Source organism: Enterobacter sp. BIDMC 30, from assembly GCF_000534355.1.
In the GTDB taxonomy this organism is placed as follows: Bacteria; Pseudomonadota; Gammaproteobacteria; order Enterobacterales; family Enterobacteriaceae; genus Enterobacter; species Enterobacter ludwigii.
In genome coordinates this window covers 3,495,276-3,511,671 of the sequence record NZ_KI973169.1, presented here as the reverse complement: position 1 = coordinate 3,511,671, position 16,396 = coordinate 3,495,276, and the positions used below count along the sequence as shown (strand labels likewise).

Annotated in this window: 13 protein-coding genes; 10 read left to right on the top strand and 3 right to left on the bottom strand. The window is 56.2% G+C overall.

Features of this window, described 5'->3' with window-relative positions; genetic code table 11:
• Window positions 1-182: 182 nt before the first annotated feature.
• Window positions 183-314 carry a manganase accumulation protein MntS gene (mntS, locus tag L466_RS05865; RefSeq protein ID WP_020884908.1) on the bottom strand — a complete coding sequence of 44 codons (132 nt, stop codon included), beginning with the start codon at window positions 312-314 and terminating at the stop codon, window positions 183-185.
• Between the two features lie 183 nt (window positions 315-497).
• On the opposite strand from mntS, the gene mntR reads away from it, so the two are divergent.
• From mntR to L466_RS05910, 9 genes are all read left to right on the top strand, one after another.
• Window positions 498-971 carry a manganese-binding transcriptional regulator MntR gene (mntR, locus tag L466_RS05870; protein WP_014169260.1) on the top strand — a complete coding sequence of 158 codons (474 nt, stop codon included), beginning with the start codon at window positions 498-500 and terminating at the stop codon, window positions 969-971.
• Window positions 968-2,077, top strand: coding sequence for an anion transporter (locus tag L466_RS05875; protein WP_020884907.1), 1,110 nt, complete (start codon window positions 968-970; stop codon window positions 2,075-2,077). Before mntR ends, L466_RS05875 begins: the two co-directional genes overlap by 4 nt.
• A gap of 101 nt (window positions 2,078-2,178) precedes the next feature.
• The gene (locus L466_RS05880) at window positions 2,179-3,273 is read left to right on the top strand and encodes an HlyD family secretion protein (RefSeq protein ID WP_020884906.1); all 1,095 of its coding nucleotides are present in this window, start codon (window positions 2,179-2,181) and stop codon (window positions 3,271-3,273) included.
• Entirely contained in the window at window positions 3,270-4,841 is a 1,572-nt protein-coding gene (locus tag L466_RS05885) for a DHA2 family efflux MFS transporter permease subunit (RefSeq protein ID WP_014169264.1), read from the top strand. Before L466_RS05880 ends, L466_RS05885 begins: the two co-directional genes overlap by 4 nt.
• Complete coding sequence (locus L466_RS05890) at window positions 4,841-6,361, top strand: efflux transporter outer membrane subunit (RefSeq protein WP_025204620.1); 1,521 nt, start codon at window positions 4,841-4,843, stop codon at window positions 6,359-6,361. Before L466_RS05885 ends, L466_RS05890 begins: the two co-directional genes overlap by 1 nt.
• Window positions 6,362-6,467: 106 nt before the next feature.
• Window positions 6,468-7,508 carry an aldo/keto reductase gene (locus tag L466_RS05895; RefSeq protein ID WP_014169266.1) on the top strand — a complete coding sequence of 347 codons (1,041 nt, stop codon included), beginning with the start codon at window positions 6,468-6,470 and terminating at the stop codon, window positions 7,506-7,508.
• Between the two features lie 146 nt (window positions 7,509-7,654).
• A complete protein-coding gene (locus L466_RS05900; protein WP_032681380.1) occupies window positions 7,655-9,031 on the top strand; it encodes a glycoside hydrolase family 1 protein in 1,377 nt (458 codons plus the stop codon).
• 51 nt (window positions 9,032-9,082) lie between these two features.
• Window positions 9,083-10,405, top strand: a complete 1,323-nt coding sequence (locus L466_RS05905) for a PTS sugar transporter subunit IIC (protein ID WP_032681379.1) — start codon at window positions 9,083-9,085, stop codon at window positions 10,403-10,405.
• A 15-nt stretch (window positions 10,406-10,420) separates the two neighbouring features.
• On the top strand, window positions 10,421-11,137 hold the full coding sequence (locus tag L466_RS05910) for a GntR family transcriptional regulator (protein WP_014169269.1): 717 nt from the start codon (window positions 10,421-10,423) through the stop codon (window positions 11,135-11,137).
• A 70-nt stretch (window positions 11,138-11,207) separates the two neighbouring features.
• On the opposite strand, the gene ldtB is transcribed toward L466_RS05910, so the two are convergent.
• Window positions 11,208-12,128 (bottom strand): L,D-transpeptidase, encoded by a 921-nt coding sequence (ldtB, locus tag L466_RS05915; RefSeq protein WP_025204618.1) that lies wholly within the window; start codon window positions 12,126-12,128, stop codon window positions 11,208-11,210.
• 221 nt (window positions 12,129-12,349) lie between these two features.
• Here ldtB and L466_RS05920 point away from each other — a divergent pair, with 221 nt between their 5' ends.
• Entirely contained in the window at window positions 12,350-13,945 is a 1,596-nt protein-coding gene (locus L466_RS05920) for an ABC-F family ATPase (protein ID WP_014169271.1), read from the top strand.
• A gap of 76 nt (window positions 13,946-14,021) precedes the next feature.
• Here L466_RS05920 and L466_RS05925 read toward each other — a convergent pair whose 3' ends face one another.
• On the bottom strand, window positions 14,022-16,385 hold the full coding sequence (locus tag L466_RS05925) for a glycoside hydrolase family 31 protein (protein ID WP_032681378.1): 2,364 nt from the start codon (window positions 16,383-16,385) through the stop codon (window positions 14,022-14,024).
• Between the last annotated feature and the right edge of the window lie 11 nt (window positions 16,386-16,396).

The following is a 16,396-nucleotide window of genomic DNA, read 5'->3' as shown; positions in this document are numbered from 1 at the left end:
AGCCGCAAATTGTGCAGGGCTGCAAGAAGATAGTGCGAGCGCTAAATAATAGCAACAGTTGCTAAGCAGATGTTTTGCGAAGGGGATTGCAAATCCGTAAAAAAGATCGGGAATAGGGCGGCTGAAAGCCAGTGTACAGAGGGTTTGTGACGGAAAAATGAAGCGGCGTACCGCAACGCCGCTTAGTGGGAAGGTTTGTCGTCCTGATGCGGGGGTTTGTTGTTAAACATATCGCACAGCATGTTCAACAGCATCAGGCGTACTTTAAAGGGAGAGTGGGTAAACACGTTCATACACCTCTTGAATTCGTTCATGAGACCTCCTGATTTTTGATCCCTTCGATCCGTGAAGGGTGACTGCATTACATACAGATATAGCACAGGCTATATTGTATAGCTATGGCTATTTCGTTAATTTTTTGTGCTTGTAGAGGGATGGTTTACAATGTGCGCTCTCGATACCGGGCGCTGGAAGCGTCACCCCACTGAGGAAGTACAATGAACCGTCGCGCAGGTAAGCCAACAATCAGAAAAACGACGCAACTGGTGAATGTTGAAGAACATGTCGAAGGTTTTCGCCAGGTACGTGAAGCGCACCGTCGTGAGTTGATTGATGACTATGTTGAACTGATTTCCGATTTGATTCGCGAGGTCGGGGAGGCGCGCCAGGTGGATATGGCTGCACGGCTGGGCGTTTCCCAACCGACAGTGGCAAAAATGTTAAAACGTCTGGCCTCCGTGGGCCTGATTGAAATGATCCCCTGGCGCGGCGTCTTTCTGACGCCGGAAGGGGAGAAACTCGCCCAGGAGAGTCGCGAGCGCCACCAGCTCGTCGAAAACTTCTTACTGGTGCTGGGCGTAAGCCCGGAAATTGCCCGCCGGGACGCGGAAGGAATGGAACACCACGTCAGCGAAGAGACGCTGGTTAAGTTTCGCGAATTTACCCTTAAATATGGTCCCTCCGCTGAATGAACATCCCCGGACTGCAGGCCCTGGCACGCGATCGTTTCTTCCATCTCTTATTCATCATTGGCGCAGTACTGAGCATCTTTGTGCCGTTTGCGCCACACACCTGGCCTGCGGTGATTGACTGGCGCACCATCATTACCCTCAGTGGCCTGATGATGCTCACCAAAGGGGTAGAGTTGAGCGGCTATTTTGACGTCCTGGGACGTAAAATGGTGCGCCGCTTTGCCACTGAACGCCGTCTGGCGCTGTTTATGGTGTTCTCCGCTGCGGTGCTGTCGACGTTTCTGACCAACGACGTGGCGCTGTTTATCATCGTGCCACTGACGCTCACGTTGCGTAAGCTCTGCGAGATCCCGGTTAGCCGGCTGATCATCTTCGAGGCGCTGGCCGTTAACGCCGGTTCGCTTCTGACCCCTATCGGCAACCCACAAAATATTCTCCTGTGGGGACGCTCCGGGCTGTCGTTTGCCGCTTTTACCTGGCAGATGGCTCCGCTGGCGCTGGTGATGATGGTGTCGCTGCTGGCGGTCTGCTGGTTCGCGTTCCCGGTTAAAAAACTGCAGTACCACAGCGGTACCACGGGCCCGCAGTGGCAGCCGCGTCTGGTGTGGAGTTGTCTGGCGCTGTACATCGTTTTCCTGTTCGCGCTGGAACTGAAGTATGAACTGGCGGGCGTGCTGCTCGTCGCCGCCGGTTTTTTATTCCTGGCGCGGCGCGTGCTGATCAGCGTGGACTGGACGTTATTGCTGGTCTTTATGGTGATGTTTATTGATGTGCATCTGCTTATCCAGCTTCCGGTACTGCAACACGTTCTGCACAGCGTCAGTGGCCTGTCGCAGCCGGGATTGTGGCTCACGGCGATTGGTCTGTCACAGTTCATCAGCAACGTGCCTTCCACCATTTTACTCCTCAACTACGTTCCCCCTGACACGCTGCTGGCATGGGCGGTGAATATCGGCGGGTTTGGGCTGCTGCCCGGTTCGCTTGCTAACCTGATTGCCCTGCGTATGGCTAACGATCGTCGTATCTGGTGGCGTTTCCATGTCTGGTCGATCCCGATGCTGATTTGGGCCGCGGCGATCGGTTTCGGAATTTTCCTTCTCATATAGTGCGCAATTTGTCAGTTTTTCCTGGCAAACGTATAGCAACGTCCTAGCTTTAGTGAACGGCATAGTGTGATGCCGCTCACTGACAGGACTGTTGCTGACCTATGGCTGAAGATCAAAACCTGCCTGCTGACGAGCAGGAAAATAACACTAAACAGCGTAAGCGCCCGGGCAAAAAACCGTTAATCATCCTTGGCATTGTCGTGGTGGTGATGGTTATCGTGGCGCTGGTCTGGTGGTTTTTAACCCGTAACGAAGAGACCACTGACGACGCCTTTACCGACGGTGATGTGGTGACGATTGCCCCGAAAACGGCAGGCTATGTCACCGAGCTGCGTGTGCGCGATAACCAGCGGGTGAAAAAGGGTGACCTGCTGGTGGTTATCGATCCGCGTGATACCACTGCCCAGCGCGATCAGGCGCAGGCCCAGCTTGGGCTGGCGATAGCCCAGCTGCATCAGGCTCAGGCGCAGCTGGCGCTGTCAAAAGTCCAGTATCCCGCTCAGCGTGATGAAGCCAAAGCGCAGGTGATTAAAGCGCAGGCCGATCTGGCCAATGCGCAGGCGGAGTATCGCCGCCAGCGAGGCGTTGACCCGCGAGCGACCACCCAGCAAAGTATTGATACCGCCAATGCCCAGCTGCGCAGTGCCCAGGCGGGCCTGGCAAGTGCGCAGGCGCAGCTTGAAGTGGCGGAGCAGGTACAGCTGCAGATCCGCCAGCAGGAAACCAATGTGGAAGCGCGTCAGCGCCAGGTCGATCAGGCCAAAGCGCAGCTGGAAACCGCGACGCTGAACCTCTCTTACACCGAAGTCCGCGCCCCGTTTGACGGTTTTGTCACTAAACGCAACGTCCAGCCCGGCACCCTGGTGCAGGCGGGTACCGCGCTGTTTTCACTGGTCTCTCCGAATGTGTGGGTGGTAGCGAACTTTAAAGAGTCGCAGCTCGAACGCATGAAGCCGGGCGATAAGGTCGAGGTGTCCGTAGATGCCTGGCCGGATATGGCGCTCGAAGGCCATGTCGACAGTATTCAACAGGGCAGCGGCTCGCGTTTCTCCGCCTTCCCGTCGGAAAACGCTACCGGTAACTTTGTCAAAATCGTTCAGCGCGTGCCGGTGAAGATCGTGATTGATAAAGGGCTGGATCCCAACAAACCGCTGCCGCTTGGGCTGTCGGTTGCACCGAAGGTGACAGTGGAATGACGGATCACAGCCACGACAACTGGCGACCCGCCAGTAATCCGTGGGCGGTGGCGATTGTGGTCACGCTGGCGGTGTTTATGGAGATCCTCGACACCACTATCGTTAACGTGGCGCTCCCGCATGTGGCCGGGTCGCTCTCGTCCAGCTACGACGAATCCACCTGGGTATTGACCAGCTACCTGGTGGCAAACGGCATAGTGCTGCCGATATCGGCTTTCCTGAGCCGGGTTTTTGGCCGCAAGCAGTTCTTCCTCATCTGCATCGTGATGTTCACCGTCTGTTCGTTCCTGTGCGGGATCGCCACCGAGCTGTGGCAAATCATTCTCTTTCGCGTAATGCAGGGCTTTTTCGGCGGGGGGCTGCAGCCCACGCAGCAGTCGGTGCTGCTCGACTACTTTAAACCCGAGGACCGGGGTAAAGCGTTTGGCCTGTCGTCAATCGCCATCATCGTTGCGCCGGTACTTGGCCCGACGCTGGGCGGCTGGATCACCGATAACTACTCCTGGCGCTGGGTTTTCTTCATCAACATTCCGGTGGGGATTGTAACGGTGCTGGCGATCTACCAGCTGCTGGAAGACCCGCCATGGGAAAGCAAATCGAAAGAGAAGCTGTCTATCGACTGGACGGGGATTGGCCTGATCGCGCTGGGGCTAGGCTGCCTGCAGGTGATGCTCGACCGGGGAGAAGATGAGGACTGGTTTTATTCGAACTTTATTCGCACCTTCGCCGTGCTGACGCTCATCGGCATTATTGGTGCGATTTACTGGCTGGTGTATGCCAAAAAACCGGTGGTAGATCTGCACTGCATGAAAGATCGCAACTTCGCCATCTCCAGCCTGTTGATGGCGGGCATGGCGATGATTCTGTACGGCAGTTCGGTGGTGATTCCGCAGCTTGCACAGCAGGATCTGGGCTACACCGCCACCTGGTCCGGGCTGGTGCTTTCGCCGGGCGCCGTGTTGATCGTATTGACTATCCCGCTGGTGCTGAAGCTGATGCCGGTGGTGCAGACGCGCTGGATTATCGCTTTTGGTTTTACCTGCCTGGCGGTGTCGTTCTTCTGGTCACGCACGCTGACCCCGGATATCGATTTCGAAACGCTGGTGTTGTTCCGCAGCGCCCAGTCGATAGGGCTTGGGTTCCTGTTTGTTCCTCTCACCACCATTGCTTTTATTTCGATACCGAGGCGGCTGAACGCCGATGCGGCGGCACTGTTTACCATGTTCCGCAACGTGGCGGGCTCAATTGGCATCTCGCTTTCTACGGCGGCCATTACCGAACGTTCCCAGGCGCACAGCGCGCATCTGGCCTATCACGCGTCACCGTTTAATGAACAGTTCCAGCTGGCGATACGCGAAAGCGCACAGGCGATCCAGAACTTCACCACTCAGGTCGGGGACCCTACCGGTATCGCCACCGGGCGCATGTACCAGACCATGATCGAGCAGTCGCGCTTCCTGGCGTATATCGACGTGTTCACCATTCTGAGCGTGGTAGCCATGTTACTGATTCCGTTTTGTTTGTTGCTCTCGCCGGTTAAGAGCGAGGGGAGTGCAGGAGCACATTGATGATACACAGACGTTTAACCCCCCTGATGATCATGCTGCTGGCAGGCTGTGCCGTGGGGCCAGATTACCAGCCGCCGGCGTCGCAGACCCCGACACACTGGAACGATCCGGGTGACAGCGGCGTGAAGTCAAAAACGGCCTCGACGGCAACCAACCCACGCTGGTGGAAAACCTTCGGTTCACCGCAGCTGGACAGCCTGATTGAACGCGCGATCGCGGGAAATTTATCCCTGCAGCAGACGGTATTGCGTATTGCCGGGGCGCGCGAACAGATTAACCAGGCGGGTGGGGCGTTTTACCCTTCCGTAAACGGTAATCTGCAGGCCACGCGCCAGCAGCTTGGGCTGGAGGGAGAGCTGAAATCCCACGGCGTGTACGACCAGCTTGATAACGTGGATCCTGAACTCAGGGGCGCGCTAGGACCGTTGACGCAGCCGATCAATCTTTACCAGGGGAGCTTCGATGCGCAGTGGGAAATCGACCTGTGGGGCAAGGTGCGCCGACAGGTAGAGGCTGCCGAAGCGCAGCAGAAAGCGGCGATAGAGCAGCGTAACGACGCGCTGGTGTCGCTGGAGGCGGAAGTGGCGCGCGCATGGCTGCAGCTGCGGGGTGCGCAGAGCATCATTGCCACGCTGAACACCCAGATTAAGAGCGCGCAACAAACCCTGGAACTCACCGAAAGCCGCCAGCGGGGCGGGCTGTCACCGCAGATGGACGTTGAAAACGCGCGTGCCCAGTTGGGGAACCTCGAAGCGCAGCTTCCTCAGTATCAGGCCCAGGCACGGCAGGCAATGAATGGCCTCGCGATTTTACTCGGCAAGCCGCCGGGGGCGCTGGATGCGGAGCTGCAGTCGGCGCAGCCGATGCCCGCCCTGCCGGATATCGTACAAACGGGTATCCCATCCACGCTGGCCCGTCGTCGTCCTGACGTACGCGAGGCGGAAGCCAACCTCCACGCCGCCACGGCGCAAATTGGCGTTTCCGTGGCGCAGCTGTTCCCGAGCTTTACCCTCTCCGGGCAGTTTGGTCTGCGAAACAGCGAAACCAACTGGCTGACGGACTGGAGCAGCCACTTCTACAGCTTCGGCCCGCAGGTCTCGATACCGATTTTCCAGGGCGGAAGACTGGTCTCGAGCGTGAAGGTGGCGCGTGCGCAGCAGGGCGCGGCAGTGCTCGACTACCGCCAGACGGTGCTCACCGCGCTCGGGGACGTAGAGAATGCGCTGGTGAGCTACCGCACCGATCAGCAGCGTGAAGCCGGCCTTGCTAAAACCATCGATGCGTTGCAAAACGCGTTTGATTTGGCGAGCGACAGCTACCGGCAGGGGATCGCCAGCTTTATTGACGTGCTGGATGCCCAGCGGCAGCTGGCGCAGGCGCAGCAGCAACGCGCGCAGGCGCAGGTGCAGAGCGCTCTCGATCTGGTGGCGCTCTACAAAGCGCTGGGCGGCGGCTGGGAGCCGTATCAGCAGGTGCAATTACCGGATTACAAGGTCTTTGGTGAGGCTCCGCGCGGATAAGATTCAGAGGATTGGGCAAGAAACGGACAGGAACACCACATTCGCGATGGCTATGGGGCGGGTATAACTATCGGGTACCCATCGAACGACATGCGAGGATTATCTTATGCGTTATCAAAAACTGGGCAATACCGGTCTGTTTGTGTCTGAACTGTGCCTTGGCACCATGACCTTTGGCGGAGAAGGCGGCATGTGGGGCAAGATTGGTCAGCTGCAGCAAAGTGAAGCCGAGCAGCTGGTGGGCCGTGCACTGGATGCCGGAATTAATTTCATCGATACCGCGGATGTGTATTCGGAAGGGCGCTCGGAGGAGATCACCGGCCAGGCGCTGAAGAACCTGAAAATTCCGCGCGAAAATGTGGTGGTTGCCACCAAAGTGTTTGGCGAAACGGGCACGGCCGGGGTGAACTCCCGCGGCAGTTCGCGCTATCACATCATCAGTAGCGTCAAAGAGAGCCTGCGCCGTCTGCAGCTCGATCATATCGATCTGTATCAGCTCCACGGTTTTGACCCGGCAACCCCTGTCGAAGAGATGCTCTACGCGCTGGATAACCTGGTACAGCATGGGCACGTGCGTTATATCGGCGTCTCTAACTGGGCGGCGTGGCAGATTGCCAAAGCGCTGGGCATTTCCGAACGCCTTGGACTGGCGCGTTTTGCTTCACTGCAGGCGTATTACACCATCGCCGGGCGCGATCTTGAGCGTGAACTGATACCGATGATGCAGAGTGAAGGCGTCGGGTTGATGGTCTGGAGCCCACTGGCAGGCGGTCTGCTTAGCGGAAAATATGGCCGTGACGGGCAGAGTGAATCCGGCGGTCGCCGCCTGGAATTTGACTTCCCGCCGGTGAATAAAGAGCGTGCTTTCGATTGCGTGGATGTGATGCGCACCCTGGCCGAGCGCAAGGGTGTCTCTGTGGCGCAAATTGCGCTGGCGTGGTTGCTGCATCAGAAGGCCGTAACCAGCGTCATTATTGGTGCCAAACGTGTCGACCAGCTGGACGACAACATTGCCGCCACCGGGATCCGTTTAAGCGAAGACGAGCTTAAACAGCTTGATGCCGTCAGCGCGCTGCCGCGCGAATACCCGGGCTGGATGCTGGAGCGGCAGGGTGAATATCGTCGTCATCAGCTCGCACAACAATAACCGTCCTTCTCCCGGTCTCGCTTCGCTGACCGGGTTTTTTTCCCGCCTTGCTCACAAAAAACGATCCTCCTCTTTGATTGATTTTTCGTCTTCGCCTATATGACTAGTCATGAAATTTTAAATGACTAGTCATATAGGGAGCGATCATGAATCAATTTCTGCCAGCCAATTTTTTATGGGGCAATTCCGTATCCAGTATGCAGACGGAGGGAGCCTGGAATGAGGGAGGAAAGGGAATGTCGGTTTATGACATTCGCGAAGCCGGGGAGAACGTTTCTGACTGGAAAGTCGCGACCGATTCCTACCACCGCTATCGGGAAGATTTCGACCTGATGCAGGATCTGGGCATGAACTGCTACCGCTTTCAGATCGCCTGGAGCCGCGTATGTCCACAGGGCGACGGTGACTTCAACGACGAAGGTATCGCCTTTTATGACCGCTTTATTAACGATTTAATTGCCCGCGGCATTGAGCCGATGATCTGCCTCTACCACTTCGATATGCCGCTGGCGCTGGCGCAGGAGTACAACGGTTTTAACGATCGCCGTGTGATGGACGCGTTTATCCGCTACGGCAAAAAGATGATCGACTGTTACGGCGACCGGGTGAAGTACTGGCTGACGTTTAACGAGCAGAACATCTTCCACATGCCGGAAGCCTTCCGGATCTCGGGCTATATGAAAGGCGAGAAAACCCTGCGCGAGCTGTATGAACTGCAGCACCACACCATGGTCGCGCATATGACCCTGACCGAATACCTGCACCAGACCCGTCCGGGCCAGCTGATGGGCGGTATGCTGGCGCACCAGCTGGTCTATCCGGCGACCTGTAAACCGCGTGATATCTTCTGCGCCCAGCAGTATGACGAATTCCTCAACCAGAACCTGCTGCGTGTCTTTGCCGGCCAGGGTTACAGCCCGGCGGTGATGGCCGTCGTGGAACAACAAGGTTTTGCGGATATCTACCGCGCTGAGGATCTTGCGCTGCTGGCGCGTACCAAAAACGACTATATGGCCTTCAGCTACTACGCCAGTAAAACCCTCGACAGCGATGCGATCCCCGAAGGAACGCCGGTCAACGATTACCTTCTGCACGGTGATAAAAATAACCCGTACCTGAAAGCGACCGAATGGAACTGGCAGATTGATCCGCTGGGCTTTCGCACCATCATCACCCGCTATTACAACGACTGGCGTATGCCGGTATTCCCGATTGAAAACGGTATTGGGGTGATCGAGTCCTGGGACGGTGTGAATCCGATTGAAGATACCTACCGTATTGACTACCACCGGGCGCATATCGAGGCGATGAAACAAGCCATGTTTGAGGATGGCGCAGAGGTGATCGGTTACCTCGGCTGGGGCTTAATCGACATTCTGAGTTCACAGGGAGACATGCGTAAGCGTTACGGCGTGGTCTATGTGAACCGTGAAAACCACGACCTGAAAGACTTAAAGCGCGTACCGAAGAAGAGCTACGCATGGTTGAAACAGGTTATCCATACCAACGGACGCGAGATGTAAGCCGTACGCTGCCGGGCCGTTTTTGTGACTGATTGAAGGGAAATATCCGCTATGTCTGAAACAAAAATAACACCGCATATGCAGTCTTTTGTCGACAGATTTGTTGAGTTCTCGGCGCGCCTGGCAAACCAGGTGCACCTGCGTTCCCTGCGCGATGCCTTCGCCACGGTCATGCCCATTTTCATCCTTGCCGGTCTGGCGGTGCTGGTGAATAACGTGGTATTCCCATGGATTTTTGAAGGCGACACGCTGGCGCATTTTAAGGTGTGGGGCGAGGCTATTATTAACGGTACGCTGAATATCGCCGCGCTGTTGCTGGCACCGATGATTGCCTGGTCGCTGGCACGCAACAAAGACTTCGACAACCCGGTCTCGGCAGTGGTTATCGCCATCAGCAGTTTTATCATTATGATGCCGATGCGCTTACAGCTCACGCCCGTCGGCAGCGACGCCACGGTGAACGTCACGCAGGTGCTGACGTTCTCCAATATTGGCTCAACCGGCATTTTTGCCGGGGTGCTGATTGGTCTGCTCTCAACGGAACTGTTTATCGCCATTTCTCGTCTGAAAGCGCTGCACATTTCTTTAGGTGAAAATGTACCGCCGGCGGTCAGTAAATCGTTTACCGCGCTGATCCCGACGATCCTGACGCTTTACCTGTTTGCCATACTGGCCGCGCTTCTGGCGAACGTGTTGCACACGGATCTCATCCACCTGATCACCACTTTTATTCAGCAGCCGCTGCGCCTGATCAATACCAGCCTGCCGGGCACGATTTTTATCTATAGCTTTGGTAACTTCCTGTTCACGCTTGGGATCCATCAGTCGGTGGTTAACAGCGTGGTGCTGGAGCCGTTTCTGCTGATCAACACCAACGAGAATATGCTGGCCTTTGCCAACGGTCAGCCTGTCCCACATATCATCAACAATATCTTTGTACCGACCTTTGGTATGGTGGGGGGGACCGGCAGCACGATTTCCCTGTTGATTGCCATTTTCATCTTCTCACGGCAAAAATCGGCGAAACAGGTGGCCCGTTTGTCGCTGGCGCCGGGCCTGTTTAACATCAACGAGCCGGTCATTTTTGGCCTGCCGATTGTGTTCAACCTGCCGCTGATGATCCCCTTTGTGCTGCTACCTGCCATAGGTATCTGGTTTGCGTGGTTCTGTACTACCCTGGGGTTAATGTCGCGCTGTGTGGTTATGATCCCGTGGACAACTCCGCCCATTCTGAGCGCCTGGCTGGCAACGGCAGGGGACTGGCGGGCCGTGGTCGTGCAGTTGGCAATCATTGTATTTGGTGTATTCTTCTACCTGCCTTTCCTCAAAATTGCCGAGAGAGTGGCATTAAAAAACAGCGGGACAGAAAACTAACAGAAAGGAAGGACGATGGCGGCGAAGTACATCACCATAGCGCGGGAAATTAAGAAACGCATTATTAGCCAGCAATACGCCGCCAACGAACCGCTCCCGGACCAGTTTGCCCTGGCGGCGGAGTTCAGCACCAGCCGGATGACCATACAGCAGGCCATACGCCAGTTAATTGTGGAAGGGCTGATCTATACCCGTCAGGGGCAGGGGACGTTTATCCGCAAAAATTTCCTGCAACTCTCGCAGTGGGATCTTTCCGGCAGCGACTACTTCGGCGCAACAAAAACCTGGGAGCATCTGGGCACCGTTTCCAGCGTCGTGGTCCATTTCGAGCTGCGTTTTCCAAACGAGAAGGAGCAGGCCTCGCTGATGATTAACGCCGATGCGCCTGTCTATGACTTTGTTCGGCTGCGTCTGCTCAACGGTGAGCCGATGTCGCTGGACTCCACCGTAATGCCGCTTAATCTGGTGCCCGGTCTGAATAAAAGCCATCTTGAAGGCTCCGTGTTCCGCTACGTGCAGGAGACGCTGGGGCTGAAAATTATGGGGTCGTACCGGGTGGTGCGGGCGCTAAAACCGAACGCGCTGGATATGCAACACCTTATCTGCGAGCAGACCGATCCGGTGCTGGAGGTGGAGCAGGTTATCTATCTGGAGGATGGCACACCGCTTGAGTATGCCCACTGTCACTACCGTTACGACCACGGCGGGATAGTTATCGTCAATAACGGATAAAAAAAAGCGGGCATCAGAGCCCGCTTTTTTATTCTCAGACCCGGTCAGCAAAGCGCCACCGGGCAGAGGGTCAGTTCAGACGCACTGGCATACCAGAACGGTTCTGAACGGCCTGGTCAACAATCGCTGTCTCTACATCCGGCTGAGAGGTCACGGACTGCACCGCGCTGTTCAGCGTAACCGGAACGATTTCGTTGTTGTTGATCTGGTCTTCGCTGGTGGACAGCGGGTTGTGTACTTCAATGTAACGGCTGCCATCCGGCTCAGACGTCGCTTTAACCGGTTCGTTGATGAACTGGACGCGGGTACCGACCGGCACGTTTTCGAACAGGAATTTGATGTCTTCGTTACGCAGACGTACGCAGCCGTGGCTTACGCGCAGGCCGATACCGAAGTTGGCGTTGGTCCCGTGAATCGCGTACAGACGGCCAATGTACAGCGCGTACAGACCCATTGGGTTATCCGGGCCTGCCGGTACAACAGCTGGCAGGGGTTCACCCGCAGCGATGTACTCTGCGTGCATTTTGGCGGTTGGCGTCCAGGTTGGGCCTGCTTTCTTACGCTCAACTTTGGTCGTCCAGTTCATTGGGGTGTCTTTACCCAGCTGGCCGATACCGATTGGCAGCACGATAACCGTGTTGGTGCCTTTCGGGTAGTAATACAGACGCATTTCCGCGCTGTTGATGACGATACCTTCATGGACGGTATCCGGCAGGATCAGCTGCTGAGGAATGTTCAGCACGGTACCGGCTTTAGGCAGATACGGGTCAACACCCGGATTCGCTTCCAGCATGTTAGACAGGCCCAACTGGTACTGCGCCGCGAAATATTCCAGTGGCTGAGCGTTACCTTCAGGCACCGTCACCACCTGGTTTTGACCAACCAGACGGCTACCGTCTGTCGGCAGCGGATAAGTCACCGCAGAAGCGGTTTTGCAAAAACCTACTACGGCTAACGCCGCCGCAAAAAGCGTTGTTAATTTCATGTTCATGTTGTGCGAGGTATCTAAGCCATTCCGGCGATGAGTTGATAAGTCTGAATCTTGATGGGAGCGCATTATATGTGCATTCCCGCTAACAGGGAATTCAGATGTGTACGAAATCACATTTTTTTCGATTTTGTTAAAGTTTAGCGGATTGCCGCAACGCGGGATCTCAATTCGGAATTGTGGCATAATGCCGTGTTTATCACACTTTTCGCAGGAATCTCCCCGTGTTAGTTACCAGCAACGTCACTATGCAGTTTGGCAGTAAGCCGCTGTTCGAAAACATTTCCGTCAAATTTGGCGGCGGCAACCGTTACGGCCTGATTGGCGCCAACGGTAGCGGTAAATCTACTTTTATGAAAATCCTCGGCGGTGATTTAGAGCCGACGCTGGGCAACGTTTCGCTCGATCCAAACGAGCGCATCGGTAAGCTGCGTCAGGATCAGTTCGCCTTTGAAGAGTTCACCGTCCTTGACACCGTTATCATGGGACACGCGGAGCTGTGGGAAGTGAAGCAGGAGCGCGATCGCATCTACGCTCTGGCGGAGATGAGCGAAGAAGATGGCTACAAAGTGGCCGATCTCGAAGTGCTGTACGGCGAAATGGATGGCTACTCTGCGGAAGCGCGTGCGGGCGAGCTGCTGCTGGGTGTGGGTATTCCGGTAGAACAACATTACGGCCCGATGAGTGAAGTCGCGCCAGGCTGGAAACTGCGTGTTCTGCTGGCGCAGGCACTGTTCTCCAATCCGGATATCCTGCTGCTCGACGAACCGACGAACAACCTGGACATCGACACCATCCGCTGGCTGGAGCAGACGCTGAACGATCGCGACAGCACCATGATCATCATCTCGCACGACCGTCACTTCCTGAACATGGTGTGTACACACATGGCGGACCTGGACTACGGCGAGCTGCGCGTTTATCCGGGCAACTACGACGAGTACATGACGGCAGCCACGCAGGCGCGTGAACGTCTGCTGGCGGATAACGCCAAGAAGAAAGCCCAGATTGCTGATCTGCAGTCTTTCGTCAGCCGCTTCAGCGCGAACGCCTCTAAATCTCGCCAGGCGACCTCTCGTGCGCGTCAGATTGACAAGATCAAGCTTGATGAAGTGAAAGCGTCCAGCCGTCAGAACCCATTCATCCGCTTCGAGCAGGACAAGAAACTGTTCCGTAATGCGCTGGAAGTTGAAGCCCTGGCTAAAGGTTTTGAAAACGGTCCGCTGTTTAAAAACTTTAACCTGCTGCTGGAAGTGGGCGAGAAGATCGCCATTCTGGGTGCCAACGGCGTGGGTAAATCCACCCTGCTGAAAACCCTGGTCGGCGAACTGCAGCCGGATAACGGTACCGTGAAGTGGTCTGAAAACGCGCAGATTGGTTATTACGCACAGGACCATGAATACGAGTTCGAAAACGACCTGACCGTCTTCGACTGGATGAGCCAGTGGAAGCAGGAAGGCGACGACGAGCAGGCAGTGCGCAGCATTCTGGGTCGTCTGCTGTTCAGCCAGGACGACATCAAGAAGCCTGCTAAAGTGCTGTCCGGTGGTGAAAAAGGGCGCATGCTATTCGGTAAACTGATGATGGAAAAACCTAATATCCTGGTGATGGATGAACCGACTAACCACCTGGATATGGAATCTATCGAATCGCTGAACATGGCGCTGGAGATGTATCAGGGGACCCTGATCTTCGTCTCTCACGACCGTGAATTCGTCAGCTCGCTGGCGACCCGCGTGATCGAAATTACGCCTGAGCGCGTGGTGGACTTCACCGGTAACTACGAAGATTACCTGCGCAGTAAAGGTATCGAGAGTTAAAAAAAGCCCGGTGGCGCTACGCCTACCGGGCCTGTGTTTGATGCCCGCTCCCACAGGGAGAGGGCATCAGGCTGTACTAGACCACCCATTCACTCCCTTCAATACCATTCACCAGCAGCGTGCGTTTTTCCCCGGCCGGTAACGATATCTTCAGCGCTTTCCACGCCGGACGATAATCTCCCCGCGCACTGACCTTCAGGTTGATGGTGGCACCGTCGCATGCCATGTCCCATTCCACCCACAGCGCATTGCCGTTCTGATAGCCCCAGCTTTCACCATCGTCTTCAAACAGCAGGCCCGCGGTTGAACCGACGCCTTTCACCGGGAACAGTTTCAGCTCACGGGTAGTGTCTTTTTCCGCGCTGACATGCGTAATGCGTTCGCTGAGCGGCAGACCCGCACCGGCACGTACCAGCAGCGGCAATTTCTCCAGCGGCGCATCACGTACGATCCACTGCCCGCCAGCGAACCACTCGTGGGTGTAAAAATCGTACCAGCCCGTTTCGTTATCCGGCAGCCAGACGCGTCGCTCGCGCTGCCCGGCCTCCACCACGCTGGCCACCAGCAGGTCGCGACCCAGCAGGAAATCATCGTTCTCCTCAAACGTCTGCGCATCGTGTTCGTGGTCGACGAAGGTCGGGCGTAGCATCGGTTCGTCGTCGGCATGCGCCTGCCAGAGCAGGGTATAAAGGTACGGCAGCAGACGATAGCGTAATTCAATGGCACCACGAATAGCCGGCGTCACGCCCGGATACATCCACGGCTCGTTAACGGTGTGGTCATCATTCCATGAGTGAATGGTAAAGCGCGGATGCATCACGCCGTTTTGCACCCAGCGTACGAACAGTTCCGCGTCGGGTTTGTCGCCGGAGAAACCACCGACATCATGACCCACATTAAACAGCCCGGACAGGCTCATTCCCAGACCCATGCGGGTGTTATAACGCAGGGTGTCCCAGCTGGTACGGTTATCGCCGCTCCAGGTCTGGACGTAACGCTGCATGCCCGCGCAGCCGGAGCGGGAAATGAGATACGGACGTTTTTCCGGGGCAAAACGCTGCTGCGCTTCCAGTGAGGCACGCATCATCAGCAGCGGCATCACCGGGCGAATGTGCTTGATCGCGATTTCCTTGCCAAAGCCGTGGCAGCGGGCTTCGCCATCCCACACTTCATATTCGTTGTTGTCGTTCCAGGTGGAGTCAATCCCCATCTCAAGCAGCTGCGTGGTTACCCCTTCCTGCCACCATTTCACCGTCTGTGGGTTGGTAAAATCGAGGTGAGAACCTTCGTCATCCCAGAAGCTAGAGCGTTCTGGCGCGTCGGTTTCTGAATCGCGGATGAACAACCCGTTTTCCGCAACTTCGTTATAGCGCGGGTGATCCTGCAGCAGGCATGGCTTGATGTTGGCCGCCAGCTTTAACCCCGCGTCGTGGAAAGCCTGGGTCATCACCTTCGGCTGCGGCACCTTGTCGTGGTTCCAGTTAAAGACGTAGCGCTTGCCGTTGATCGAGGTATAGCCCGAAGAGAGCTGGAATGAGTCGCAGGGAATAGCATGTTCTTCGCACAGACGAATAAAGTTCATCAGCTGGTTCTGCGCATCCGGCGCGTCGGTGTAATGCATGGTCGAACCGCTGTAGCCCAGGCTCCATTTCGGCCCGAAGAGCGTTTTCCCGGTCAGACGCACGAAAGCTTTGGTCACGTCCAGCGCCCGTTTTCCCGTGAACAAGTAGTAATCGATGTCGCCCGCTTCCGCCTGCCAGCGACGATAGGCAGTGTGATAGTTGTCAATCTCGTTGCCCAGATCCAGCCAGCAGCTGCTCAGGTTGTCGTAGAAGAGACCGTAGCTCACGTCATCGCGACGGGTGAGGGTGAACGGAATATGTTTGTACAGAGGATCGGTGCTGGCCGCGTTGTAGCCCATTGCATCGAGGTTGCGCATCTCGTAGCGTTTACCGTTACGCTGCAGATCGCCGGCTTTCTCACCCAGACCGTAGAAGCGTTCATCCTTGCGGCGGCTCAGGTAGTGCGCCGCACCGTCGCCATGGGCATTCAGCAGATAGGCACTGGTTGGACGGTCGTTGACCAGTGGCTGCCACTCACCCGCCTCATTGCGGTAGTGCCACTCCAGCCACAGCGGCTGATGCACGGTCACACGCAGCTGTTCGGTGGCAACCGTCAGTACGTCGTCCTGCTGCGTTAGCGTCCAGGAGGGGCAGGTGAAACCACTCAGGTCGTCGCGGCGGCGACCTTCCCACGGCACATCTTGCTGCGGGGCGATGCTCCAGGTGCGATCCAGCGTCAGCTCACCTTTGCGTTTAATCAGCACGCGGAACAGATTTTCTTCCAGCACATACAGGCACAGACGATGCTGGTTATCGACCAGCAGTTCCAGATGATTTGCCGACTGCTTATCAACGGTCCAGTTTTTCAGGGTTTTCATACGCAATACAT